The sequence below is a fragment of the Thermocrispum agreste DSM 44070 genome, assembly GCF_000427905.1.
In the GTDB taxonomy this organism is placed as follows: domain Bacteria; phylum Actinomycetota; class Actinomycetes; order Mycobacteriales; family Pseudonocardiaceae; genus Thermocrispum; species Thermocrispum agreste.
The window spans coordinates 350,930-373,666 of sequence record NZ_ATYX01000006.1; the positions used below are offsets into that span (position 1 = coordinate 350,930).

The 22,737-nt window shown below is 69.7% G+C and carries 17 protein-coding genes and 1 pseudogene; 9 read left to right on the forward strand and 9 right to left on the reverse strand.

What is annotated here, in order from left to right:
• The first annotated feature begins 25 nt into the window (after nt 1-25).
• From YWY_RS0103860 to icmF, 3 genes are all read left to right on the forward strand, one after another.
• A complete protein-coding gene (locus tag YWY_RS0103860; RefSeq protein ID WP_051309712.1) occupies nt 26-589 on the forward strand; it encodes a GTP-binding protein in 564 nt (187 codons plus the stop codon).
• 1,159 nt (nt 590-1,748) lie between these two features.
• Nucleotides 1,749-3,626, forward strand: a complete 1,878-nt coding sequence (locus tag YWY_RS20150) for a beta-propeller domain-containing protein (protein WP_051309642.1) — start codon at nt 1,749-1,751, stop codon at nt 3,624-3,626.
• A gap of 127 nt (nt 3,627-3,753) precedes the next feature.
• Nucleotides 3,754-7,023, forward strand: a complete 3,270-nt coding sequence (gene icmF, locus YWY_RS0103870) for a fused isobutyryl-CoA mutase/GTPase IcmF (protein ID WP_028846539.1) — start codon at nt 3,754-3,756, stop codon at nt 7,021-7,023.
• Between the two features lie 81 nt (nt 7,024-7,104).
• On the opposite strand, the gene YWY_RS0103875 is transcribed toward icmF, so the two are convergent.
• Together YWY_RS0103875 and YWY_RS23570 are read right to left on the reverse strand one after the other, a co-directional pair.
• Nucleotides 7,105-7,833: an Rv0361 family membrane protein gene (locus tag YWY_RS0103875; RefSeq protein WP_028846540.1), complete on the reverse strand. Its 729-nt coding sequence runs from the start codon at nt 7,831-7,833 to the stop codon at nt 7,105-7,107.
• 203 nt (nt 7,834-8,036) lie between these two features.
• Entirely contained in the window at nt 8,037-8,834 is a 798-nt protein-coding gene (locus YWY_RS23570; RefSeq protein WP_084608883.1) for an Rv0361 family membrane protein, read from the reverse strand.
• Between the two features lie 262 nt (nt 8,835-9,096).
• Between YWY_RS23570 and YWY_RS0103885 the strand changes: the two genes are divergently transcribed.
• From YWY_RS0103885 to YWY_RS20155, 3 genes and pseudogenes are all read left to right on the forward strand, one after another.
• Nucleotides 9,097-9,561 carry a pyridoxamine 5'-phosphate oxidase family protein gene (locus YWY_RS0103885; protein ID WP_028846542.1) on the forward strand — a complete coding sequence of 155 codons (465 nt, stop codon included), beginning with the start codon at nt 9,097-9,099 and terminating at the stop codon, nt 9,559-9,561.
• Nucleotides 9,562-10,279: 718 nt separating this feature from the next.
• Nucleotides 10,280-10,555 (forward strand): annotated as a pseudogene (locus tag YWY_RS24870) (fumarylacetoacetase); the annotation flags it as partial.
• Nucleotides 10,556-10,592: 37 nt separating this feature from the next.
• Nucleotides 10,593-11,309, forward strand: a complete 717-nt coding sequence (locus YWY_RS20155) for a fumarylacetoacetate hydrolase family protein (RefSeq protein ID WP_051309644.1) — start codon at nt 10,593-10,595, stop codon at nt 11,307-11,309.
• Nucleotides 11,310-11,312: 3 nt separating this feature from the next.
• Here the strand turns inward: YWY_RS20155 and YWY_RS0103895 are convergent, their stop codons facing one another.
• Nucleotides 11,313-11,942 carry a phosphoribosyltransferase gene (locus tag YWY_RS0103895; RefSeq protein ID WP_028846543.1) on the reverse strand — a complete coding sequence of 210 codons (630 nt, stop codon included), beginning with the start codon at nt 11,940-11,942 and terminating at the stop codon, nt 11,313-11,315.
• A 102-nt stretch (nt 11,943-12,044) separates the two neighbouring features.
• Between YWY_RS0103895 and ctaD the strand changes: the two genes are divergently transcribed.
• The gene (ctaD, locus tag YWY_RS20160) at nt 12,045-13,844 is read left to right on the forward strand and encodes an aa3-type cytochrome oxidase subunit I (RefSeq protein WP_084608885.1); all 1,800 of its coding nucleotides are present in this window, start codon (nt 12,045-12,047) and stop codon (nt 13,842-13,844) included.
• 44 nt (nt 13,845-13,888) lie between these two features.
• Nucleotides 13,889-14,704, forward strand: coding sequence for an SDR family NAD(P)-dependent oxidoreductase (locus YWY_RS0103905; RefSeq protein WP_028846544.1), 816 nt, complete (start codon nt 13,889-13,891; stop codon nt 14,702-14,704).
• A 1-nt stretch (nt 14,705) separates the two neighbouring features.
• Here the strand turns inward: YWY_RS0103905 and YWY_RS0103910 are convergent, their stop codons facing one another.
• Nucleotides 14,706-15,554, reverse strand: a complete 849-nt coding sequence (locus YWY_RS0103910; protein WP_156899093.1) for a hypothetical protein — start codon at nt 15,552-15,554, stop codon at nt 14,706-14,708.
• Nucleotides 15,555-15,738: 184 nt separating this feature from the next.
• Here YWY_RS0103910 and YWY_RS20165 point away from each other — a divergent pair, with 184 nt between their 5' ends.
• The gene (locus tag YWY_RS20165; protein ID WP_051309650.1) at nt 15,739-16,761 is read left to right on the forward strand and encodes an MBL fold metallo-hydrolase; all 1,023 of its coding nucleotides are present in this window, start codon (nt 15,739-15,741) and stop codon (nt 16,759-16,761) included.
• Here the strand turns inward: YWY_RS20165 and YWY_RS0103920 are convergent.
• The 5 genes from YWY_RS0103920 to YWY_RS0103940 all read right to left on the reverse strand — a co-directional run bounded on the left by YWY_RS0103920 (nt 16,743) and on the right by YWY_RS0103940 (nt 22,737).
• Entirely contained in the window at nt 16,743-18,428 is a 1,686-nt protein-coding gene (locus YWY_RS0103920; RefSeq protein ID WP_038044471.1) for a bifunctional 3'-5' exonuclease/DNA polymerase, read from the reverse strand. The two genes, YWY_RS20165 and YWY_RS0103920, sit on opposite strands and share 19 nt — an antisense overlap.
• Nucleotides 18,429-18,538: 110 nt before the next feature.
• The gene (locus YWY_RS0103925; RefSeq protein WP_028846547.1) at nt 18,539-19,654 is read right to left on the reverse strand and encodes an ABC transporter ATP-binding protein; all 1,116 of its coding nucleotides are present in this window, start codon (nt 19,652-19,654) and stop codon (nt 18,539-18,541) included.
• 16 nt (nt 19,655-19,670) lie between these two features.
• Nucleotides 19,671-20,501, reverse strand: coding sequence for a carbohydrate ABC transporter permease (locus YWY_RS0103930; protein ID WP_028846548.1), 831 nt, complete (start codon nt 20,499-20,501; stop codon nt 19,671-19,673).
• Nucleotides 20,501-21,493 (reverse strand): carbohydrate ABC transporter permease, encoded by a 993-nt coding sequence (locus YWY_RS0103935; protein ID WP_245566536.1) that lies wholly within the window; start codon nt 21,491-21,493, stop codon nt 20,501-20,503. The genes YWY_RS0103930 and YWY_RS0103935 overlap by 1 nt, the downstream gene beginning before the upstream one ends.
• Nucleotides 21,494-21,507: 14 nt before the next feature.
• Nucleotides 21,508-22,737, reverse strand: a complete 1,230-nt coding sequence (locus YWY_RS0103940) for an extracellular solute-binding protein (protein ID WP_028846550.1) — start codon at nt 22,735-22,737, stop codon at nt 21,508-21,510.

Below are 22,737 nucleotides of genomic sequence, written 5' to 3' on the forward strand. Positions count from 1 at the left end.
CGCGGTGGGCTCCGGCGCGCAGACCATGACGTCGGCGAAGATCGTGGTCTCCGGGGGCTTCGGTGCGGGCAAGACGACGTTCGTCGGGTCGGTCTCGGAGATCGTCCCGCTGACCACCGAAGCGATGATGACCGACGCCTCGATCGGCATCGACGACCTGGCCGCCACGCCGTTGAAGGCGACCACCACGGTGGCGATGGACTTCGGCCGGGTGTCGCTGGACGACGACCTGGTGCTGTACCTGTTCGGCACGCCCGGTCAGCAGCGGTTCTGGTTCATGTGGGACGACCTGGTCCGCGGCGCCATCGGAGCGGTGGTGCTGGCCGACACGCGCAGGCTGGCCGATTCGTTCGCGCCGATCGACTTCTTCGAGGACCGCGGTCTGCCGTACGTGGTCGGCCTCAACGGCTTCAACGGCCGCCACCCGCACCGGGTGGAGGACGTTCGTGAGGCGTTGGACGTCGATCCGCAGGTGCCGGTGGTGCTGTGCGACGCGCGCGAGCGCGAGTCGGTGAAGCACACGCTGATCACCTTGGTCGAGTACGCGATGCAGCAGTGGATCGCGCGGCGCGCCGTCTCGGTGCGCTGAACCGAGCTCTCGATCCGAGTGACTACGGGCGTCCAGACCGTTCGGCGCGTCTGCGTGAGGTCAGTCGTCGGCGGTCGACCTCGGGGGGGGGGCGCCGCGCCCCACCACGGCATGGGCGGCACACAGCGGCCGGCCTGGAGGGCGACCTTGAGGCGCGCGGCTCCCCAGCCGCGATCTGTGGGATCACGACAGTGGCCCCGAGCCCCGGGGTCGCCTGGGACGGAGTCCCGGCACGACATCTGCCATCGGATTCGGTGCGGGACGTATGGGTGCGGTTCCCGTTACGGCGTGGGCCCGGTTGCGGGTCGGTCGGGCTTGCCACGTGGGCGGGGCGGACCGGTCTCGAGCGAGCCGTTGTGACGGCTCGCCGGGCGGGTTCGAGTGGGTGAGAGCCGCTGTGGCGGGGTCGTTGAGCCTGGTGCCGGGTTCGGTCGAGCGTGTGGGTCGCGTGGGTGCGGCTTGTAGTGGCATCGGTTGATTGCGGCTCGGGCTCGCAGTGCGGGTCTCGAGGGTGTGAGAGCCGTTGTGGCGGGGTCCCGGTGAGGCGTCTGGGTGTCGGGCCAGTGGTCTGTGGCATGCGGGTCGCGTGGAGTGCCGCTTGTCATGGCGCCGGCTCGATTGCCAGTCGGGCTTGCCACGTGGGCGGGGGTCGCAAATCGGTCTCGGGTGTCAGCGCCGCTGTGACCGGATCCAGGTGCGACGTCTCGGTAGCGGGTTCGGGCGTGTTCCACGGGTCTTGTGGGGAGCGACATGGTGCGGTGCCGGCTCGATTGGACGTCGTGCTCACATGGGCACGGAATTCGCCACACCGGTCTGGGGTGAGACCAGCCCCCGCAACGGCTCGGCGTGACGTCGTCCGGCGACAGTTCGGGTTTCCGCGCTCGCCTGATCAGCCAGTGCTCCCTGCGTGCCACGTCGTCTCTCCGCCGCAGCAGGCCCTCCAGGCCGGCAGGCGCAGTGCTCCCTGCGTGCCACGTCGTCTCCCCGGTGGGCAGGGCCGGCTCGTGTTGCCTGCCAGCGCTCCCTGCGTGTCACGTCGTCTCCACGCCCGAGCAGCAGCACGACGACCACGTCGGCAGTGCTCCCTGCGTGCCATGTCGTCTCGTGACCACCGCCCAGCCGATGCAACCGCTCCGGGCGTGATGTCCGTCCTTGGCGCATGAAACAGCGTTGGGGAGAGGCCGCGGTGGCGGCGGTCATGGTGTTCGTCGCCGGATGCGAGTCCGAGCCCGAGACTCTGCGGCCCGTCGCGGACAGCAGGCCGATCGGCGCAGCGGGCGCGCAGCTGGTCGCCCACGATTCCTGCGCGTCCGCCCTGAAGGCGTTCCAGCAGGCGGTGACACGGGAGCTCGAAGCGGTGGGCTGGCAGTGGTTCGGCATGTACCGTCGGGAACTCGACGTGGCGGGCACAGCCGCGGCTGCCGAACGCGGCGAGCAGTTCTCGCCGACCAATACGCACGAATCGGCCGCGGACGAGCCGGACATCGTCAAGACCGACGGCAAGCGTCTGGTCACCGTGGTGGACCACAAACTACGCGTGATCGACGTCGCCACCCGGAAGCAGACCGTCTCCGTGACGCTGAAGGGGGGCTACCCCAGCGGTCTGTTCATCGACGGCGACCGTGCGCTGGTGGTGCTGGCCCACGTCGCGATCAAGGGCAGTGAGGGTCCGGCGACCAGGTTCGTGCAGGTCGACCTCACCTACGGGAAGGTGACCGGCGAACTGACCGTCGACGGATACTTCGTCGACGCCAGGGCCACCGACGGCATCGCCCGCCTGGTGGTCAGCTCCGGGCCGCGCCTGGACTGGCGCAGTCCGCACCGCCCGCACTCGCCGTCGTCACCGGACTCCCCGGCGTCGTACGAACGACACATGAAGCGGATCGTCCGCGAGTCGGCCATCGACGACTGGCTTCCGCGCTACACGATCCGGTCCCACGGCACGGAATCGTCCGGACGCCTGGTGGACTGCCATCGAGTGCATCACCCGAAGCCGGTCACGGGAGTGCAACTGCTCACCGTGCTGACCGTGGACATCGACGGTGAGCTGGGCCGGGGCGACCCGGTGTCGGTGGCGGGCAACGGTTCGACGGTCTACGGCACCGGCAAGAACCTGTACGTGATCGACGGCCTGCGGAGCGGATTCGGCCCGATGCCCGCGGCCGAGCGCATCGCCCCGGTGTCTCAGGACAGGCGCACGAAGATCTACCAGTTCGACGTCTCCGGCTCCCGGCCCCCGCGGTTCGTGGCCTCCGGAACGGTCGACGGTGCGTTGCTGAACCAGTACTCGGTGTCCGAGCACGACGGATACCTGCGGGTGGCCACGACGACGGAGAGCCAGACCGCGGACGGGCCGGCCGGCCGATGGCGCACGGAAAGCGCAGTGACCGTCTTGCGGAAGGAAGGACAGCAGCTCAAGCAGGTCGGCACGATCACCGGGCTGGGGAAGGGGGAGCGCATCTACGCGGTGCGGTTCCTCGGCAGTACCGCATACGTGGTGACGTTCCGGCAGGTCGACCCGCTGTATCGCATCGACCTCAGCGATCCGGCCGCCCCGGAACTGGACGGAGAACTCAAGATCCCCGGGTACTCGTCGTACCTGCACCCGGTGGGTGCCGCGCGCCTGCTGGGCATCGGGCAGGGTGCCACCGCGCGAGGCCAGGTGACCGGCACGCAGGTGTCCCTGTTCGACACCTCCGGCGCCGATCCACAGCGAGTGGCGCACTTGCACATCGACGGTGCGTACTCGGCGGCGGAGAACGACGCCCATGCCTTCCTCTACTGGCCGGCGCGCGACCTGGTCGTCGTGCCGATCGATCTCGGCCTCGGCGCCCGCGGTGGCGCGTTGGCGCTGCGTGTCAGCGACGACGACATCGAGCGGGTCGGCACCGTTCGGCACTCGGCGGGCACCCCGGTCGAGGCCCAGGTTCTGCGGTCGGCGGTCATCGGCGAGACGTTGTGGACGGTGTCCGAAGCCGGTGCGCAGGCCAACGCGCTGAACGATCTCGGCCGGGTCGCGTTCGTGCCTTTCCACTGACTCGGCGCGCCCACGTGGCCGGGCCCTGCGCAGGGGATGTGCGCATCACCACGCCCGAACTGTGGTGATAAAACAGTAGGACGTCCTAGTATTCTGGCAGCAGGACCCGGCCACCGAAAGGCGAGCGATGACCGGCACAACCGATCTGCACCAGCCGAAGCATCCCGTACGGTTCGTCACCGCGTCGAGCCTGTTCGACGGCCACGACGCGTCGATCAACATCATGCGGCGCATCCTGCAGTCGCAGGGCGCGGAAGTGATCCACCTCGGCCACAACCGCTCGGTCGACGAGGTCGTCACCGCGGCCATCACCGAGGACGTGCAGGGCGTGGCGGTGTCGGCCTACCAGGGCGGGCACGTGGAGTACTTCACCTACCTGGTCGAGCTGCTCGCCGAGCGCGGGGCGAGCCACATCCGGGTCTACGGCGGTGGCGGCGGCGTGATCGTGCCGGACGAGATCGAGCTGCTGCATTCCCGCGGCGTGGCACGCATCTTCTCCCCGGAGGACGGCCAGCGGCTCGGCCTGCCCGGCATGGTCAACGTGATGATCCGCGAATGCGACTTCGACCTGGCCGCACGGGGACCCGAATCGGTCGAACAGGTGCTGGCAGGGGACACCGCGGCGCTGGCGCGGGTGATCACCCAGCTGGAGGCGGGTGTGCTGCCGGACGACTGGATGTCGGCCCTCGCGGAGGCCGCGGCGCAGCGCAGCGTCCCGGTGCTGGGCATCACCGGCACCGGCGGCTCCGGGAAGTCGTCGCTGACCGACGAGCTGGTCCGCCGGTTCCGCGTCGACCAGGAGGACAAGCTGCGCATCGCCGTCCTGGCGATCGATCCGACCCGCCGGAAGGGCGGTGGGGCACTGCTCGGCGACCGCATCCGGATGAACTGCCTCGGCGAGTGGCCGGGCAGCGGCCACCAGGGCGGCAGCCCGATCATGTTCCGGTCCATGGCCACCCGCACCCACACCGGTGAGATCCCGGAGGCGCTGGACGGCGCGGTGACGGCCTGCAAGGCGGCCGGTTTCGACTTGATCATCGTCGAGACCCCCGGCATCGGCCAGGGCGACGCGGGCATCGTCGAGCACGTGGACGCCTCGCTGTACGTGATGACGCCGGAGTTCGGCGCCGCGTCGCAGCTGGAGAAGATCGACATGCTCGACTTCGCCGACGCGGTGGCCATCAACAAGTTCGAGCGCAGGGGCGCCGAGGACGCGCGGCGTGACGTGTCCCGGCAGATGCTGCGCAACCGGGAGGAGTTCGGCAAGTCGCCGGAGGACATGCCGGTCTTCGGCACCAGCGCGGCGAAGTTCAACGACGACGGGGTCACCGCGCTCTACCACTTCCTGCGCGACCTGCTGGCCGAGCGTGGCCTGACCGTCTCCACCGGGGTGCTGCCGCGGGTGAGCACCAAGGTGTCCACCGGGGCGAGCACGATCATCCCGCCGACCCGCGCGTCGTATCTCGCCGAGATCGCCGAGACGGTGCGCGCGTACCACCGGCGGACCGAGCAGCAGGCCGAGGCGGTGCGCAAGCTCGACCAGCTCACCGCTGCCCGGGACGCGCTGGCCGCGGCCGGCAAGGACACCTCCGCGGTGGAGGAGCTGATCCAGGCCGCTGACGCGGAGGTCTCCGACGAGTCCAAGCAGCTGCTCGCCGAGCACGCCAAGCGGGCCGAGGCCTACCGCGGGGAAGAGCTCGTGGTGCGGGTCCGCGACAAGGAGCTGCACACCCGGCTGTGGCGGGACACGCTGTCGGGCAGCCGCATCCCGCGGGTGGCGCTGCCGCGCTACGTCGACCGCGGTGAGCTGTTGTCGTTCCTGCGGCGGGAGAACCTGCCCGGCTACTTCCCGTTCACCGCGGGGGTCTTCCCGTTCAAGCGGGAGGAAGAGGAGCCGGGCCGGATGTTCGCAGGCGAGGGCGACCCGTTCCGCACCAACCGGCGGTTCAAGTACCTGTCCGCCGACTCCAAGGCCAAGCGGTTGTCCACCGCGTTCGACTCGGTGACGCTGTACGGGCACGACCCGGACACCAGGCCGGACATCTACGGCAAGATCGGCACCTCCGGTGTCTCGGTCGCCACGCTCGACGACATGAAGGAGCTGTACGCCGGGTTCGACCTGACCTCGCCGAACACGTCGGTGTCGATGACCATCAACGGCCCTGCGCCGACGATCCTGGCGTTCTTCCTCAACACCGCCATCGACCAGAAGCTCGACGCGTTCCGGGCCGAGCACGGCAGGGAGCCGACCGAGCAGGAAGCGGCCGAGCTGCGCGAGTGGGTGCTGCGTAACGTCCGCGGCACGGTGCAGGCCGACATCCTCAAGGAGGACCAGGGGCAGAACACCTGCATCTTCTCCACCGAGTTCTCGCTGCGCATGATGTCCGACATCCAGGAGTGGTTCATCGAGCATGGCGTGCGCAACTTCTACTCGGTGTCGATCTCTGGCTACCACATCGCCGAGGCGGGTGCGAACCCGATCTCCCAGCTGGCGTTCACCCTCGCCAACGGGTTCACCTACGTCGAGGCCTACCTGGCCCGCGGCATGGACGTGAACGATTTCGCGCCCAACCTGTCGTTCTTCTTCTCCAACGGCATGGACGCCGAGTACACCGTGCTCGGCCGGGTGGCCAGGCGGATCTGGGCCATCGCCATGAAGGAGCGGTACGGCGCCAACGAACGGTCGCAGAAGCTGAAGTACCACATCCAGACTTCCGGCCGGTCGCTGCATGCCCAGGAGATGGCGTTCAACGACATCCGCACCACGCTGCAAGCGCTGTGCGCGCTCTACGACAACGCCAATTCGCTGCACACCAACGCCTACGACGAGGCCATCACCACGCCGACCGAGGCGTCGGTGCGCCGCGCCATGGCAATCCAGAAGATCATCAACCAGGAGTGGGGCCTGTCGAAGAACGAGAACCCGCTGCAGGGCTCGTTCATCGTGGACGAGCTGACCGACCTGGTGGAGGAGGCCGTGTTGGCCGAGTTCGAGAAGATCTCGGCCCGCGGCGGGGTGCTCGGCGCGATGGAGACCGGCTACCAGCGCGGCCGTATCCAGGACGAGTCGATGCTGTACGAGCGGCTCAAGCACACCGGCGAGCTGCCGATCATCGGGGTGAACACGTTCCGCAACCCGAATCCGCAGGACGACGAGGTCACCGTGGAGCTGGCGCGGGCGACCGAGGAGGAGAAGCAGTCGCAGCTGCAGCGGGTGGCCGACTTCAAGCGCAGGCACCGGGACGAGGCGCCGGCCGCCTTGCGGCGCCTGCAGGAGGCGGCCCGCAACGGCGAGAACGTCTTCGACGTCCTGATGGACGCCGCGCGGGTGTGCACGCTCGGACAGATCACCGAAGCGTTCTTCGAGGTCGGCGGCCAGTACCGGCGCAACGTCTGACCGGCCGGGACGACAAGGCAGGGCCCCTCACCGCGCCGGTGAGGGGCCCTGCGCACGATCGGTCCCGCGTCGTCGGACTGGCTAACCGGCGGGCTCGCCCGTGGTGACCGGCTGCTGGACGCAGATCTCCCACACGTCGCCGTTCTTCTTCAGCGGCACGGGAATGGTGCCCTCGGTCGGCTTGCCGTCGTCGACCTGCCGGTAGTGCGCCGTGGCGGAATCCGAACCGGCCTGCTCGACCTTGGCGACCTCGATGGTGAGGTTCTCCGGCTGGTCGGCGAACACGTCACCGTTGTCCAGGGCCTTGCCGATCTCGCCCTTGAGGTTGGCCTCGCACAGCAGCGCCTTCACGCCGTCGACGTCGCGGTCGTTGAACGCCGACGCGAACGCGTCCGCGGTCTCCTGCGCTGTCGCACCCTTGCTCGGCCCGGTGCCGAGCAGGACGATCAGCAGCACGACACCGCCGATGACGACGAGGGCGCCCACCCCGCCGAGGATCCGCGGCCACTTGCTCTTCCTGCCGTCCTCGTCGTCGGAAAACGGGTCCTGGCCTGCCGGCTGCCCCGGCTGCCCGAACCCGGGCTGTTGTCCCTGCCAGCCACCGGGCTGCTGGCCCTGCCAGGCATCGGTCTGCTGACCCTGCCAGTCACCGGGTGGCTGGGCCTGCCACTGGTCGGGCTGCTGCCAGCCGCCCGATGAGCCGGGCGGCTGCGCCTGCCAGGCGTCCGGCTGCTGGGGGAAGCCGCCGCCGGGTGGCTGGCCGTGCGGATACTGCGGGAAAGGGCCCTGAGGGCCGGGCGGCTGGGTCATGTGTCTCCTCGACGATCACATCACCGACGGGGCCTGATGCGTGAGCGCAACGGTATCAATGCCGTCATCGGGCGCATGAGCGGTCATCCGACATATCGCCCCATACTCCCGCAGCATGACAACGGCGTGCGCGACATGACGAAAGGGCCGGAAACCAGGTGGTTCCGGCCCCTTTCGCCAGATCGTTCGGCCCGTGTGCCGGGTCAGTTCGGCATGCCCGGATTCGGGATGCCGCCCGGGCTCGGAATGTCACCCGGGCTCGGAATGTCTCCCGGGCTCGGGATGTCTCCCGGGCTCGGGATGTCACCCGGGCTCGGAATGTCGCCACCCGAGGGAAGCTCGGGCATGTTCGACGCGTCGAGGGTCTTGGTGCCGCAGAACTTCCAGTCGTCGCCTTCCTTGACGAAGATCAACGTCTCCGTGCGTTCCTTGCCGTCCTTGGTGATGTTGATGGCGACTTCGGCCTTGGTGTCGCTGACCTCCTTGACCTCACCGACTTCGGCGGTGACGCCGTCCGGGATCCCGGAGTTGGAGGTGTCCTTGACCTTCTCCAGGGCCTTCCTCATGTTCTCGCAGGACACCGAGGCGAGGCCCTCGGCGTCGCCGTCCTTCAGGTAGTCGAGCGCGGTGTTCGCCGCCGACTCGGGGTCACCGGTGCCGCCACCGCCGAGCAGCACGATCAGCAGGATGACACCACCGACGACGACGAGCGCTCCGACACCACCGAGGATCCACGGCAGCGGGCTCTTCTTCTGCGGTCCCGGTCCGCCCGCCGGGAAGCCACCGGTGGGCGGGTAGCCGGGCGGCGGGCCCTGCGGCGGACCGAAACCGGCCTGCTGGCCCTGCGGGGGACCGTAACCGGGCTGCTGGCCCTGCGGGGGACCGTAACCGGGCTGCTGGGGGAACCCTCCGCTGGGCGGCTGCCCCTGACCAGGAAACCCGCCTCCAGGCGGCTGCCCAGGCTGCTGCGGGTACGGCCCTGGGCCGGGTGGTTGTGACATGCGCACTCCTTGCGTCAAAGCTGGGGCGGCGCCGCCTGGTGCACCCTGCGGCATGGGCAGACCAAGACGCGCCGGAGACGATTGCGCGAGCGAGTCTAGGTCATCCGGATGATCCACAATGGCGGTATCCGGAAACTGTGCCGCCGGCTCGATGGCCGGTATTCGGCAAGCTGCGCATAACGGACGTTTCGTGAATTTGCCGGGCGTCGTGCCGTTCGCCGCCCGTGCAGCGATGTCGGTGGTCACTGCCATACTCCGCGGCATGGTCCAGTGGGCGCAGTTCGAGCAGGAAGAACCGGAGTTCGCCGCGGAAGTACGGAAGCGTTTCACGGCGGCCAGGCACCATGTGCTGGCGACACTGCGGGCGGACGGATCGCCGCGCGTCAGCGGCACCGAGGTCGATTTCCAGCACGGTCACGTGCAGTTCGGATCGATGCTCGGTGCGCGCAAGGCGCAGGACTTGCGGCGCGACGGCCGGTGCGCGATCCACGCCAACTCCGGCGACGGGTCGATGGCCGAACCGGACGCGAAGATCAGCGGGATCGCGACGGAGGTCGACGATCCCGCCGCCAAGGAGCCGATGCAGTCCCCCGACGGCGAGCCGATGGACTACCACCTGTTCCGGCTCGACCTGACCGAGGCGGTGCTGACCAAGCCGGAGGGGAATCTGCTGGTGATCCGCAGCTGGCGTCCGGGGAAGGGAATTCGGCGCTTCACCCGTACATGAGACGGCGGGCCGTCGTGGCTGCGGGTGGCCGCCGGACCGGACGCGATGGCGGCGCGACTGCGGATCGCCGCAGTGGCCGGCCGCCACGGCCGAGGATGCTCCGAGCGGCGCGGGCCGCTGCTCCGTTCGAGCACGACGAGGCCACCAGGGCCGGGGAGCATGAGTCATGCGAGCGGTCCGACCGGGGGACGACGCCGGGGCGCCGCCGCGCCGAGGTGAGGAGGCAGCCGCGTGGCTGGCTGTCCTCGATGCATGAGCGTGCGTGGATGCATGAAGCGTGCGTGGCGGCCAGGCGTCGTCGACGAAGGAGCAGACAGGCCCAAAGCTCCGTATGTCATCACCGGACGGCCAGCGGTCACCGTGCGGGTGAGCGCCGATGGCAGGGCGCGCCGCGCTCGCGGCCGAGCGCATGGCCTCGTCGTGTGACCGGCGGGCCATCGGCCGGGCGCTCGCGAAGCCACTGCGGGGGACCAGGCGAGCGGCGACCTGCAGTGATGTCCGGATGCGGGTCGTGCGCGGCGGTCAGCGGGTGACCTCGAGCGCATGGCCTGGCACGAGCCTTCGGGGTATCGGCCGAGGGTTCATGGCATGGGGTGGACGACGAGCGCCTGCTGCCGGAGGTGGCGGGTTCACCCGACGCGCTCGTGGCGTGGGGGCTTCCCCAGCGTGATCGTCGGCGGGCGAGAACCGTGGCAGGCTGGTCTGCGTGACCGGGCGGATGTGGTTCGAGGCGCCGGAGGGGAGCCGGTTCGGACTGCTGACACTGCCTTACGGGGTGTTCACGCAGCCGGACCGGCGGGGCTTGGCAGGCAGGCGGCGGATCGGTGTCGCCGTGGGCGACAGCGTGCTGGACATCGGCGCGGTGGCCGGCGTGCTGGGGGAGGAGTTCGCACCGCTGCTGGAGGCGGAGGTGCTCAACCCGCTCATGGCGGCGGGGCGGCCGATCTGGCAGGCCGTCCGGGAGCGGATCGTCGCGTGGTTGACCGATCCCGAGTACCGGCCTGCGGTCCTGGCGCATCTCGCGCCACTGGATGCCGTCGAGCTGCACGTCCCGTTCGAAGTCGCCGATCCGCAAGCTGGATTTCCAGGCCGAGGTCGGTTTCGTGGTCGGTGCACCGAGCGAACCCGGAGAGCGGGTGTCTGCAGAGGCGTTCGCCCAGCACGTCTTCGGAGCGTGCCTGGTCAACGCCTGGTCGGCGCGCGACATCGAGCATTTCGACATGAAGCTGCTCGCAGGCGCGCCGGGCACGCCGTTCACGATGTCGATATCACCATGGGTCGTCCCGTTGCAGGCGCTGGAACACGCCAGGGTTCCCGCCCCGGCGCAGGAGCCGGAGCCCGCGCCGTATCTTCGTGGTGGCCGCGACTGGGGGCTGGACGTCCAGCTCGAAGTGCGGATCAACGGGCACGTGGTGGCCCAGCCACCGTTCGCCGCGCTGTACTGGACACCGGCGCAACAGCTGGCGCAGCTGACCGTCACCGGAGGCGCCCTGCGCACCGGTGACGTGATCGCTTCCGGTGCGGTGTCCGGCCCGGAACCGAATCAGCGGGGCAGCCTGCTGGAACTGTCCTGGGACGGCACGGACCCGGTGCTGCTCGGCGACGGCACCGAGCGTTCGTATCTGCTCGACGAGGACGTCGTCACGATCGCCGCGACGGCTCCGGGCCCGGGTGGGGAGCACGTCCGGTTCGGCGAGGTCACCGGGCGGGTGGCCCCGGCCGTGGTCGAGCAGGCGCACCAGGGGTGACGGCTAGCGGGAGTGGACCTGCAGCAGCTGTTCGACCTCGTCGTCGGTGACCTGGGTGAAATCCTGGTACCACTGCCCGACGGCACGGAAATGCGGCGGGCGCCGCAAGCAGTACACGGCGTCGGCCACCTCTTCCACCCGGCGGATCGCCGCGTAGGACCCGACCGGCACCGCCACGCTCACCGAGAGCGGGCGGCGGGCGAGCACGGCGTTCACCGCCGCCAGCGCGGTAAGGCCCGTGGCCAGCCCGTCGTCGACGATCAGCACGTCGCGCCCGGTGACGTCGAGCGCCCTCACCTGGTAACGCTGCTGTTTGCGCCGCGCCTCGGCCACCGCGGCCTCGCTGCGCCGTACCACGTCCTCCCTGGTCAGGCCGAGCGCCGCCAATGTCTTGTCGTCGTAGAACACTGCCCCGTCCGCGGTGACCGCGCCGACGGCCAGCTCGGGCTGTGCCGGTGCGCCGATCTTGCCCGCCACCACCACGTCCAGCGGCGCGTTCAGCTCTTCCGCGACACCGGCCGCGACCGGCACCCCGCCGCGAGGCAGCGCCAGCACGACTGGGCTGGTCCACCCGTGCTTGGCCAGTTCGATGCCCAGCCGGCGGCCTGCCGACATCCGGTTGCGAAAGCGCATGCTCACACCTCCATCGTCCTCGCCGCGAACGGAGCAAGCGAGGCGGATCTCCACTGGTGTTGTGCCCGTTCTTGACGCACACTGGCAGGCGAGGTGTGGCGAATGACACAGACAGAACCAGTCCGTACCACGCGCCCGGCCGAGCCGCGTCCACCGGTGAGCATCACACCAGAACGCCCACCGCGCGGCAGCGCGATGGCGCGCATCCTGCGGACCACCGATCACAAGACGATCGGGATCCTTTACCTGGTCACGTCCATGGCCTTCTTCATGATCGGCGGGCTGATGGCCCTGCTGATGCGTGGCGAGCTGGCCGTGCCCGGGCTGCAGTTCTTGTCGTCTGAGCAGTACAACCAGCTGTTCACCATGCACGGCACGGTCATGCTGCTGCTGTACGCGACGCCGATCGTGTTCGCCTTCGCCAACCTCGTCCTGCCGCTGCAGATCGGCTCACCGGACGTCGCCTTCCCGCGGCTGAACGCGTTCTCGTACTGGTTGTTCCTGTTCGGCGGGCTGATCGTGCTGTCCGGCTTCGTCACCCCCGGTGGCGCGCCCGACTTCGGCTGGACCGCCTATCCGCCGCTGTCCGACACCGCGCACGCGCCAGGGGTCGGCGCCGATCTGTGGATCTTCGGGCTGATCCTGTCCGGCCTGGGCACCATTCTCGGCTCGGTCAACATGATCACCACCGTGGTCTGCCTGCGCGCGCCCGGCATGACCATGTGGCGGGTCCCGGTCTTCACCTGGAACATCCTGTTCACCGCGGTGCTGGTGCTCGGCGTGTTCCCGATCCTCACCGCGGCGCTGTTCGGGCTGGCAGCCGACCGGCACCTGGGGGCGCACGTGTTCGACCCGGCCAACGGCGGGGTGATCCTCTACCAGCACCTGTTCTGGTTCTTCGGCCACCCCGAGGTCTACATCGTGGCCCTGCCGTTCTTCGGCATCATCACCGAAGTCGTTCCGGTGTTCAGCCGTAAGCCGTTGTTCGGCTACAAGCTGATGGTCTTCGCCACCATGGGGATCACCGGCCTGTCGTTCACCGTGTGGGCGCACCACATGTTCGCCACCGGTGCGGTGCTGCTGCCGTTCTTCAGCTTCCTGACGTTCCTGATCGCCGTGCCCACCGGCATCAAGTTCTTCAACTGGATCGGCACCATGTGGCGCGGCAAGATCACGTTCGAGACCCCGATGCTGTGGGCCGTCGGGTTCATGGCCACGTTCCTGCTCGGCGGCCTGACCGGCATCATCCTGGCCGCTCCGGTGCTCGACTTCCACGTGCACGACTCGTACTTCGTGGTCGCGCACTTCCACTACGTGCTGTTCGGCACGATCGTGTTCGCCACGTTCTCGGGCATCTACTTCTGGTTCCCGAAGTTCACCGGGCGGATGATGGACGAACCGCTCGGCAAGTGGCATTTCTGGCTGACCTTCATCGGGTTCCACACCACGTTCCTGGTGCAGCACTGGCTGGGCAACGAGGGGATGCCCCGCCGCTACGCCGACTACCTGGAGTCCGACGGCTTCACCTCGTTGAACATCGTCTCGACGATCGGGTCGTTCATCCTCGGCGTGTCGATGCTGGTGTTCGTCTACAACGTGGTGCGCAGCTATCGGTTCGGCGAGCGGGTGACGGTGGACGACCCGTGGGGCTACGGCAACTCGCTGGAGTGGGCCACCAGCTGCCCGCCGCCGCGGCACAACTTCACCGAGCTGCCGCGGATCCGGTCCGAGCGGCCCGCGTTCGAGCTGCACTACCCGCACATGGTCGAGCGGATGCACACCGAGGGGCACGTCGGCCTGACCGGCAGGCCGCGGCGCGAGCGGTCGCTGGGGGAGGTGGGCGCGACCGCGGTGGCCGACGGCGAGGGCGACAACGTGCCCGGCCCCAGCGATCCGAAGTGATCGAGGGCGCGGCACCTTACCGCCGGTAAGTTACCCTCGCCGGCATGAGATCGTTCGCCGGCAAGGTCGCGGTGGTCACCGGTGCCGCGTCGGGTATCGGTCGTGCGCTCGCTGTCGAACTGGCCGAACGCGGCGCCGTCCTCGCGCTGTCCGACATCGACACGGACGGGCTCGCCGAGACGGCAAGGCGCTGCGAGTGCCTCGGGGCGACGGTCAAGCAGGCCGAGCTCGACGTGTCCGACCGTGCCGCGGTGCATCACCACGCCGACGACGTGCGCCGGGAGCTGGGCGGCGCGAACCTGGTGATCAACAATGCCGGTGTCGCGCTCACCGGGCCGGTGGAACGGCTCGGCTGGGACGACCTGGAGTGGATCGTCGGGATCAACTTCTGGGGCGTCGTGCACGGCACGAAGGCGTTCCTGCCGCAGCTGATCGCCTCCGGCGACGGCCATGTGGTCACCATGTCCAGCGTGTTCGGGCTCGTCGCGGTGCCGAACCAGAGCGCCTACACCGCGACCAAGTTCGCCGTGCGCGGGTTCACCGAGGCGCTGCGTCAGGAGATGAAGATCGCCGGGCACCCGGTCGGCGTCAGCTGCGTCCACCCAGGCGGCATCAGGACCGCAATCGCCCGCAACGGGCGTGCCGCCGCCGGGCTGGACCGCGAGGCGCTGGCGGCGGGATTCGACCGCATCGCCCTGACCTCGCCGCGCAGCGCCGCACGCCGCATCCTGCGCGGTGTCCAACGCGATCAGGCCCGCATTCTCGTCGGTCCGGACGCCTACGTCATCGACCTCCTACCGCGCGTACTGGCCTCCGGCTACCAGCGGATCGTGTCCCTGCTGGCCGGCCGGCGGAGCTGACTCAGCGCAGTCCCGCCGCCCTGGCCAGCTCCAGCGCCAGATCGTCGGTGTGGAACCGGCGGTCGACGTAGACCAGCGCGGTCACGGCGGCGAAGAACGGCGCGGTGAGTGCGCCCGCGACCACGGATCCGAGCATGGGCAGGCTGAACACGTCGTCGGCCGGGGTGAGCGGACCGGTGATGGTCGCCGCCAGCGCGTTCACCCCGAGGATGATCACGAACGCCAGGGCAAGGACGCCGAACACCTGCCACCAGTGCCCGTAGACCAGGTCCCGCGACCGGCGCAACGCCCGCATGATCGTGGTGCGTTCCAGCACCAGCGCGGGCGCGGCCAGGCCGAAGACCACGGCCAGCCACACCCCGGGCACCAGGAACGCCAGCAGCCCGGCCGCGACCATCAGGCTGACCAGCACGGTCAGCCCGAGCAGCGGCAGCGCCAGGGGTGCGATCTCGCGCGCGGCCTCGGCCAGCGTGAGCGGCTTGCCGAGCACGGCACGGCCCACCGCGACCGTGGCGATCCCGGTGACCAGCACCAGCGCCACGGTGCTCAGCGCGGTGTCGATGCCGCTGATCGGCATCAGCCGGGCGACGTAGTCGTTGAGCTGAGTCTGGGTCGGCCGGGCGGGCAGCCGGGGCAGCTCGGCCAGCATGGGCGCGGTCAACAGGTGCACGACGGCACGGGTCACCGCCAAGGTCACCAGGGACGTGCCGAACAGCAGCGCGGCGTGCTTGCGCAGCACGTCCACCGCGCCGAGGAAGATCTCGGTCATGGTCAGCGGGCCGAGCGGGATGACGCCCGGCCGCAGCGACCGCAGTTCTGGCCATCGGGGCTGATTCGACGGACGGTTCATCACGATCGAGCCTAGCTTGCCGGCGGCAGTGCGCGCCGGGACGGGCACACCTACCGTGGAGGAAGTCGGGGAGTACCCGTGGACAGCCAGGGGTGAGACAGGGAAGGTCGTGTCGAGAGCCGGTGCCCGGGCGGCGCCGGTGGAGGGGAATGCCATGGTGACGAGGGTGTCGGCGGTGCGCGCAATGGGGGCGCTTCCCGATCCGGAGGAGATGGCGCGCCGGGCGAGGAACTCGGTGTATCGCAACGGGGCGTTCCACAACCTCGGCCGGACCACGGTGGTCCCGCCGGCCGAGGACGTGCGCTCGACGCTGCGCGAGATGTGGCGCAACCGGGGCAGCCGCAAGCCGGCGGTTCCGGTTCCGCTGACGCCCGCCCAGCCGCCCGCCCCCGGCGGACTGCACGTCACCTGGTACGGCCATGCCTCGTCGCTGGTGGAGATCTCCGGCGTCCGGTTGCTGCTCGACCCGGTGTGGGGCCCGCGCGTGTCGCCGGTGCCGATCGGGCCGCGGCGCCTGCATCCCGTGCCGCACCGGCTCGCCGACGTCGGCCGAGTGGACGCCGTGGTGCTTTCGCACGACCACTACGACCACCTCGACATGCCGACCGTCGATTGGCTGCGCGACAACACCGACGCTCCGTTCGTCGTGCCCCTGGGCGTCGGCGCCCATCTGCGGTTCTGGCAGGTGCCGGCCGAGCGCATCGTGGAGCTGGACTGGACGGAGTCGGCCGACGTCGCCGGGGTCCGCCTGACCGCGACCCCGGCTTGGCACTTCTCCGGGCGCGGCCTGCGGCGCAACCCCACGCTGTGGGCGTCGTGGGTCATCGCCGGAGCCGACGCCAGGGTCTTCTACAGCGGCGATTCCGGCTACTTCGACGGTTACGCGGCCATCGGTGCCGAGCACGGCCCGTTCGACGCGAGCTTGATCCAGGTCGGTGCCTACGCCGCGAGCTGGCCGGACGTGCACATGACGCCGGAGGAAGGGGTGCGCGCGCACCGGGACCTGCGTGGCGGCTTGCTGATCCCGGTGCACTGGGGCACCTTCACTCTCGCCCCGCATCCGTGGGCGGAGCCGGCGGAGCGCGCTGTCGCCGCCGCCGAGGCTGCGGGGGTCCCGATCGCGGTGCCGAACCCGGGACAGCGGATCGACGTCGCCACACCGCCCCCGCCGGCCCCGTGGTGGAAGGCTCACGTGGCGTCGGCGTAGCTGTCGACGACCTCGCCGATCAGCGGGAAACACACCGGGCACCGCTCGCCGAACACCAGGCGTCCCGCCTCCGCGGCACACTCCTCGAGCACGTCGCACACCAGCGCGGCCACCGCCGCTGGACAGTGCACGATCACTTCGTCGTGCTGGAAGAAGACCAGCTGGGCCTCCGGCGCCCGATCGCGCAGCTTGCTGCGCACCAGGGCCAGCAGCACCGCCGTCCAGTCGGCGGCGCTGGCCTGCACGACGAAGTTGCGGGTGAACCGGCCCCAGTCCTTGGCCGCGCGCCGGGCCGCGGCCTGCTGGGAGTCGTCGGCGCTGCCCGTCAGGGAGCGCCACGCCTCCGGCGGCGGGGGAGAAGTGCGTCCCAGGCGGGAGCGCACCAGCTCGCCACGCTCCCCGGTCAGCGCGGCTTGCTCCACGTAGCCGACGGCCACCGGGAATCGTTGCCGCAGCACCGCCAGCAGCGCACCGGCTTCACCGGCGGTCCCGCCGTACATGGCGGACAGCATGGCGACCTTGGCGCGCGCCCGGTCGCCGCCGAACGCCTCGGCCGCCAGGCCGGTGTACAAATCCTCCGCGGTGGACACCGCCGCGAGCCGCTGGTCCCCGGAGATGGCGGCGAGCACCCGTGGCTCCAGCTGGGCGGCGTCGGCCACCACCAGCTTCCAGCCGGGGTCGGCCCGGACGCAGCGGCGCAACGTCTTCGGGATCTGCAGTGCCCCGCCGCCCCGGCTCGCCCAGCGCCCGGACACCACGCCGCCGACGACGAAATGCGGGCGGAACCGGCCGTCGTGCACCCACTCGGCGAGCCAGGTCCAGCCGTGCGCGGAGTGCAGCCTGGCGAGTTCCTTGTACTTCAGCAGCGGCTCCACCGCCGGGTGGTCGACGCCCACCAGGGCCGCGGCCCGGGTCGACGGAACCTCGATCCCGGCGCGGGCGAAAGCACGCACCACGCTCGGCGGATGATCCGGGTTGACCGGTTCGCCGAACGCCGCCGCGATCCGCTCGGCCAGCTCGGCGAGCTTCGCCGGCCGGCCGCCCGCCACCCGCGGGCCGAGCAGGTCGGTGAGCAGCTGCCGGTGCACGCCGGCGTCCCACGGCAGGCCGTCCGCCGTCATCTCCGCCGCGACCAGCGTGGACGCGGACTCCGCAGCCACCAGCAGGCGCATCCGCTCCGAGGTGGGCAGGCGGTCCAGCCACCGCTCCTGCTCGGCGAGCACCACCGCGGCCGCCTCGGTGGCGGTCACCCCGTGCGGCAGGGCAGGACCGGACGGCTCGAACAGCACGCCTTGCGCGGACGGCTCGTCGGCCGGCGTGTCGTCCTCCGGGGGCGGCGGCTCACCGCGCGCCCTGGCGTACGCGGCAGCCAGGCCGCGAGGTTCGCCGTGCCTGCCCTCGTAGGCGAGCAGCAGGCCCTCGGTCGTCCGCAGGTCGTGGCAGCGACGTACCCGGACACCGGCGGACAGCAGTACCGGGTAGATCCGGTCGGTGGCGGGAAAGACCCACGTGGGCGGAGAGTTCGCTGTGCCTTCGACGTCGCGGACGATCGTGGCAAGTTCCTCGGCGGACAGGCCGCGCTTCTCGGGCAGGGCGTCGTCCAGGCCGCGGACGGAGTAGCGGCGGCCGACTCCGGCGTCCGAGTCCTCCGCGACGACGATCCGCACGCCGCCATTGTTGCCCGCCGAGCCGACAACCACGAGTGTTCCGGCACGACGACGGCCGCCCACGCCAGGCGTGGGCGGCCGCGATCACAAGTCAGCGGGCCAGCGCGACGTCAGCTCGGCAGCCGGTTGCCGGTGACGGTGGAGAAGGCGTGCGCCTCCTCCGGGCGGATCCGCAGGTAGAGCGTTTCACCCTTGCGCGGCGGCGTCCGCGGGTCGACCCGGGCGATGACGTCGACGCCTCCGGCGCCCTCCGCGGCGTCGTGCCCGGGCAGGGTCGTGTAGCAGAAGGCGTCCGATCCCAGCTCCTCGACCACCTGCACGGTGGCGGGGAAGCCGGGCGGCTGCGTGTCGGCGGAGACGATCTCCAGCGACTCCGGACGGAAGCCCAGCACGATGCTGTCCGCGCCTTCGGCGGCCGCGGCGTCCAGCGTGGTGCGCGAAACCGGGATGGTGACCCCGGCGATGCTCACCCCGCCATCGGTGATCTTGGCGGTGTGCAGGTTCATCGCGGGCGAGCCGATGAACCCGGCGACGAACGTGTTCGCGGGCTTGTCGTACAGCGCGCGCGGGGTGTCGCACTGCTGCAGCACGCCGTCCTTGAGCAAGGCCACCCGGTCACCCATGGTCATCGCTTCCACCTGGTCGTGGGTGACGTAGACGGTGGTGGTGCCCAGCCTGCGCTGCAGCGCGGCGATCTGGGTCCGGGTGGACACGCGCAGCTTGGCGTCCAGGTTGGACAGCGGCTCGTCCATCAGGAACACCTGCGGCTCGCGCACGATGGCGCGGCCCATGGCCACGCGCTGCCGCTGGCCACCGGACAGCGCCTTCGGCTTGCGGTCCAGGTACGGCTCCAGGTCGAGCAGCTTGGCGGCCTCGGCGACCCGCTGTTTGATCTCCGACTTCGGCTTGCCTGCGATCTTGAGCGCGAAGCCCATGTTCTCCGCCACCGTCATGTGCGGGTACAGCGCGTAGTTCTGGAACACCATCGCGATGTCCCGCTGCTTGGGCGGCAGGTTGGTCACGTCCCGGTCGCCGATCCGGATGGCGCCTTCGTCCAGCGGTTCCAGCCCAGCGAGCATGCGCAGCGACGTCGACTTCCCGCACCCGGACGGCCCGATGAGCACGAGGAATTCGCCGTCTTCGATCTCGAGGTCGAGAGCGTCGACTGCGGCTCGCTCCGAGCCCGGGTAGCGGCGGGTGGCCGCTTCATAGCGCACAGCTGCCATTGTGTGTCTCTCCCCTTTAACCCTTGATGCTGCCCGCGGTCAGCCCGCTGACCAGGTAGCGCTCGATGAATGCGAACAGTACGACCACCGGGACGACGGCGACAAGGGAGGCCGCGAACAGGTACTGCCACTGCACCTGGTATTCCCCGATGAAACTGGTGATGCCGACGGTCAGCGGCTGGGTGTCCGCGTCGGTCGTCAGCGTCAGAGCCACGATGAACTCGTTCCACGCCGCGATGAACGTGAAGATCACCGCGGTGATCACCCCCGGCACCGCCAGTGGCAGCGTGACCTTGGCCAACGCGGCCAGCCGCCCGCACCCGTCCAGCAGCGCCGCCTCCTCCAGCTCCACCGGGATGGAGGAGAAGTAGGCGTGCAGGATCCAGATGGAGAATGCCAGGTTGAAGCCGGCGTTGGTGAGGATCAGCGCCAGGTAGGTGTCGGTCAGCCCGAGCACCTTCATTTCCCGGAAGATCCCGATCACCAGGGCCGTTGGGGCAAACATCTGGGTGACCAGGACCAGCAGCAGGAACGCCCGGCGGCCCCGGAACCGGCGCCGCGCGGTGTAGTAGGCGGCAGGCAACGCCACCGCCACGGCCAGCACGGTCGACAGCCCGGCGATGATCAGCGTGTTGCGCAGGTACTCGAACAGCGGGATGCGATCCCACACCTCGACGAAGTTCGACCACTGCCACGTCTCGGGCAGGTAGCCCTGCGGGAACGTGAACACCTCCGACCGCGGTTTCAGCGCGGTGACGAACATGTACAGGTAGGGCGCCAGCACGAAGAAGGCGACCAGCCAGGCCAGCGCGGCGATCACCGCCGTGCGGATCGGGTGGGCCCGCATCAGTCGACCTCCTTCCACCGCACCGCCTTGAGGTAGAACAGCACCATCACCACGATCATCAGGAAGTTCAGCACCGCCATCGCCGCGGACTGGCCGACCTCCTTGTCCAGCCGGAGCAGCTTGAACATGAACGTGGTGGTGGTGTCGGTGTCGTGCCCCGGGCCGCCGCGGGTCATCGCCCAGATGATCGGGAACGAGTTGAACACGTTGATCACGTTGATCACCGTCGCGACCAGCACGGCGGGTTTGAGCAGCGGCAACGTGATGGTGCGGTAGGTCCGCCAGCGCGAGGCGCCGTCCACCTGCGCCGCCTCGTACACGTCGCCCGGGATGGTCTGCAGGCCGGCGAGCAGCACGTAGGTGGTGAACGGAAGCGACACGAACACCGCCACCCACATCAGCCACAGCCAGGCCAGACCCGGTTCACCGAGCCAATCACGCGGCGCGTCGATCAGGCCGAGATCCAGCAGGATCGTGTTGCCCATGCCGTGGAAGAAGTCGAGGATCCAGCGCCACACGATGGCGGTCATCACCACCGACGCCGCCCACGGCACGATCATCGCCCAGCGCACCAGCTTGCGGCCGGGGAACCGGGCGTTGAGCAGCTGGGCGAGCCCCAGCGAGATCAGCAGGGTGACCCCGACGACGCCGACGACCCAGATCAGCGTGCGGATCAGCACCGGCACCAGGTCCGGCTCGTCGAACAGCGCCTCGAAGTTCTCCAGCCCAGCCCAGCCGCGGATGACCCCGGCGCGGGACACCTCCCGCACCGACGTCAGCACCATCTCGACCACCGGCCACAGCACGACGCCGGCGATCAACAGCAGGGCAGGGCCGAGCCACAGCAGCGGGGTCAGCGGATGGTCGGTTCCCGGACGCTTGCCCCGGCCGGGGGAGGGGCGACCCGCACCGGGTTTCCCGGTGGGCGGGCCGCCCGCTTTCCCCACACCGGTCGCGGCGGACGCCGGAACCGTCTTCGATGTCGCGGTCACGACCGGTCAGCCTCTCAGCCCTCGGCGGTCTTCTGCAGCTGCTCCAGCACCTTCTTCGGGTCGGTGCCCTGCACGGCCTTGCCGATCTGCTGCTTGACCGCACCGTCCACCGCGGTCCACTTCGGGTCGGTCACCGGGTAGAACTTGGCCTGCGGCAGCGCCTCGACGAACGGCTTCATCTTCTCGTCGTCGGACAGCGCCTCGCTCGCCGACTGCGTGGTGGGCAGGAAGCCCTCGGTGGTGATGAACTTGCTGTAGTTCTCCTCCTGGTAGAAGAAGGTGAGGAACTTCCGCAGCGTCTCCTGCGCGCCCTTGCCGTTGTCGAACGCCATCAGATAGTCCTGCACGCCGAGCGTGCTGGGCTCCATGCCCTCCTCGGCCACCGGGTTGGGCGCGATGCCGTACTCGAACTTGTTGCCCTGGTCGGCGATGTTGTTGTGGGTCTGCGGCAGGCCGCGGATCATGCCGATCCGGCCGGCGGCGAACGCCTCGATCACGTCGGCGCGGTCGGTCTTGGCCGGGTTCGGCTGGGTCAGCCCCTCGTCCACCATGCTCTTGAGGAACTGCAGCGTCTCCAGGTTCTCCGGGCTGTCGATGGTCCAGTTGCCCTGGTCGTCGACCCAGTGCCCGCCGTTGGAGTTGATCCAGATCTGGAACTCGCCCTGCGCCTCCTCCGGTCCGAGCGGCAGGCCGTAGCCGATGGCGTCGCCGGGCAGGTCGCTGATCTTCTTGGCCGCTTCCTTCAGCTCGTCCCAGGTCTTCGGCGGCTCGCTGATCTTGGCCTTGGCGAACAGGTCCTTGTTGTAGAACAGCAGCCGGGCACTGGCGATGAACGGCAGGCCGTACTGCTCACCCTCGAACTTCGAACTCTCCGCGAAGCTCGGGATGAAGTCGTCGAGGACCTCCTTCGGCAGCACGTCGCCGGCCTTGTACAGCAGGCCGTCCTCGGCGAAGTCGGCGAACTTGTTCAGGTTGAGCAGGTCGGGCGCCTTGTCGTTGAGCACGAGGTTCTGCACGTGCCCGTCGATGTCGTCCCAGCTGATCACCTGCAGGTCCACCTTCAAGCCGGGGTTGGCCTTCTCGAACCGGGAGACCAGGTCCTGCCAGTAGGGCTCGGTCTTGTCGCTGTACTCGGCGGCGACGAAGGTGATCGTCTTGCCGTCGCCGTCCGCCTCGTCGGACCCGCAGGCTGCGGCCGCGGTGAGGGCCAGCGTTGCGGTCGCGCCCAGCGCGACCACGCGCAT

Bases quoted from the DNA above. Each gene is read 5' to 3' on its own strand.
- YWY_RS0103860 (WP_051309712.1), top strand. From the start codon at position 26: ATGACGTCGGCGAAGATCGTGGTCTCCGGGGGCTTCGGTGCGGGCAAG.
- YWY_RS20150 (WP_051309642.1), top strand. From the start codon at position 1,749: ATGAAACAGCGTTGGGGAGAGGCCGCGGTGGCGGCGGTCATGGTGTTC.
- icmF (WP_028846539.1), top strand. From the start codon at position 3,754: ATGACCGGCACAACCGATCTGCACCAGCCGAAGCATCCCGTACGGTTC.
- YWY_RS0103875 (WP_028846540.1), bottom strand. From the start codon at position 7,833: ATGACCCAGCCGCCCGGCCCTCAGGGCCCTTTCCCGCAGTATCCGCAC.
- YWY_RS23570 (WP_084608883.1), bottom strand. From the start codon at position 8,834: ATGTCACAACCACCCGGCCCAGGGCCGTACCCGCAGCAGCCTGGGCAG.
- YWY_RS0103885 (WP_028846542.1), top strand. From the start codon at position 9,097: ATGGTCCAGTGGGCGCAGTTCGAGCAGGAAGAACCGGAGTTCGCCGCG.
- YWY_RS20155 (WP_051309644.1), top strand. From the start codon at position 10,593: ATGCCGTCGAGCTGCACGTCCCGTTCGAAGTCGCCGATCCGCAAGCTG.
- YWY_RS0103895 (WP_028846543.1), bottom strand. From the start codon at position 11,942: ATGCGCTTTCGCAACCGGATGTCGGCAGGCCGCCGGCTGGGCATCGAA.
- ctaD (WP_084608885.1), top strand. From the start codon at position 12,045: ATGACACAGACAGAACCAGTCCGTACCACGCGCCCGGCCGAGCCGCGT.
- YWY_RS0103905 (WP_028846544.1), top strand. From the start codon at position 13,889: ATGAGATCGTTCGCCGGCAAGGTCGCGGTGGTCACCGGTGCCGCGTCG.
- YWY_RS0103910 (WP_156899093.1), bottom strand. From the start codon at position 15,554: ATGAACCGTCCGTCGAATCAGCCCCGATGGCCAGAACTGCGGTCGCTG.
- YWY_RS20165 (WP_051309650.1), top strand. From the start codon at position 15,739: ATGGGGGCGCTTCCCGATCCGGAGGAGATGGCGCGCCGGGCGAGGAAC.
- YWY_RS0103925 (WP_028846547.1), bottom strand. From the start codon at position 19,654: ATGGCAGCTGTGCGCTATGAAGCGGCCACCCGCCGCTACCCGGGCTCG.
- YWY_RS0103930 (WP_028846548.1), bottom strand. From the start codon at position 20,501: ATGCGGGCCCACCCGATCCGCACGGCGGTGATCGCCGCGCTGGCCTGG.
- YWY_RS0103940 (WP_028846550.1), bottom strand. From the start codon at position 22,737: ATGCGCGTGGTCGCGCTGGGCGCGACCGCAACGCTGGCCCTCACCGCG.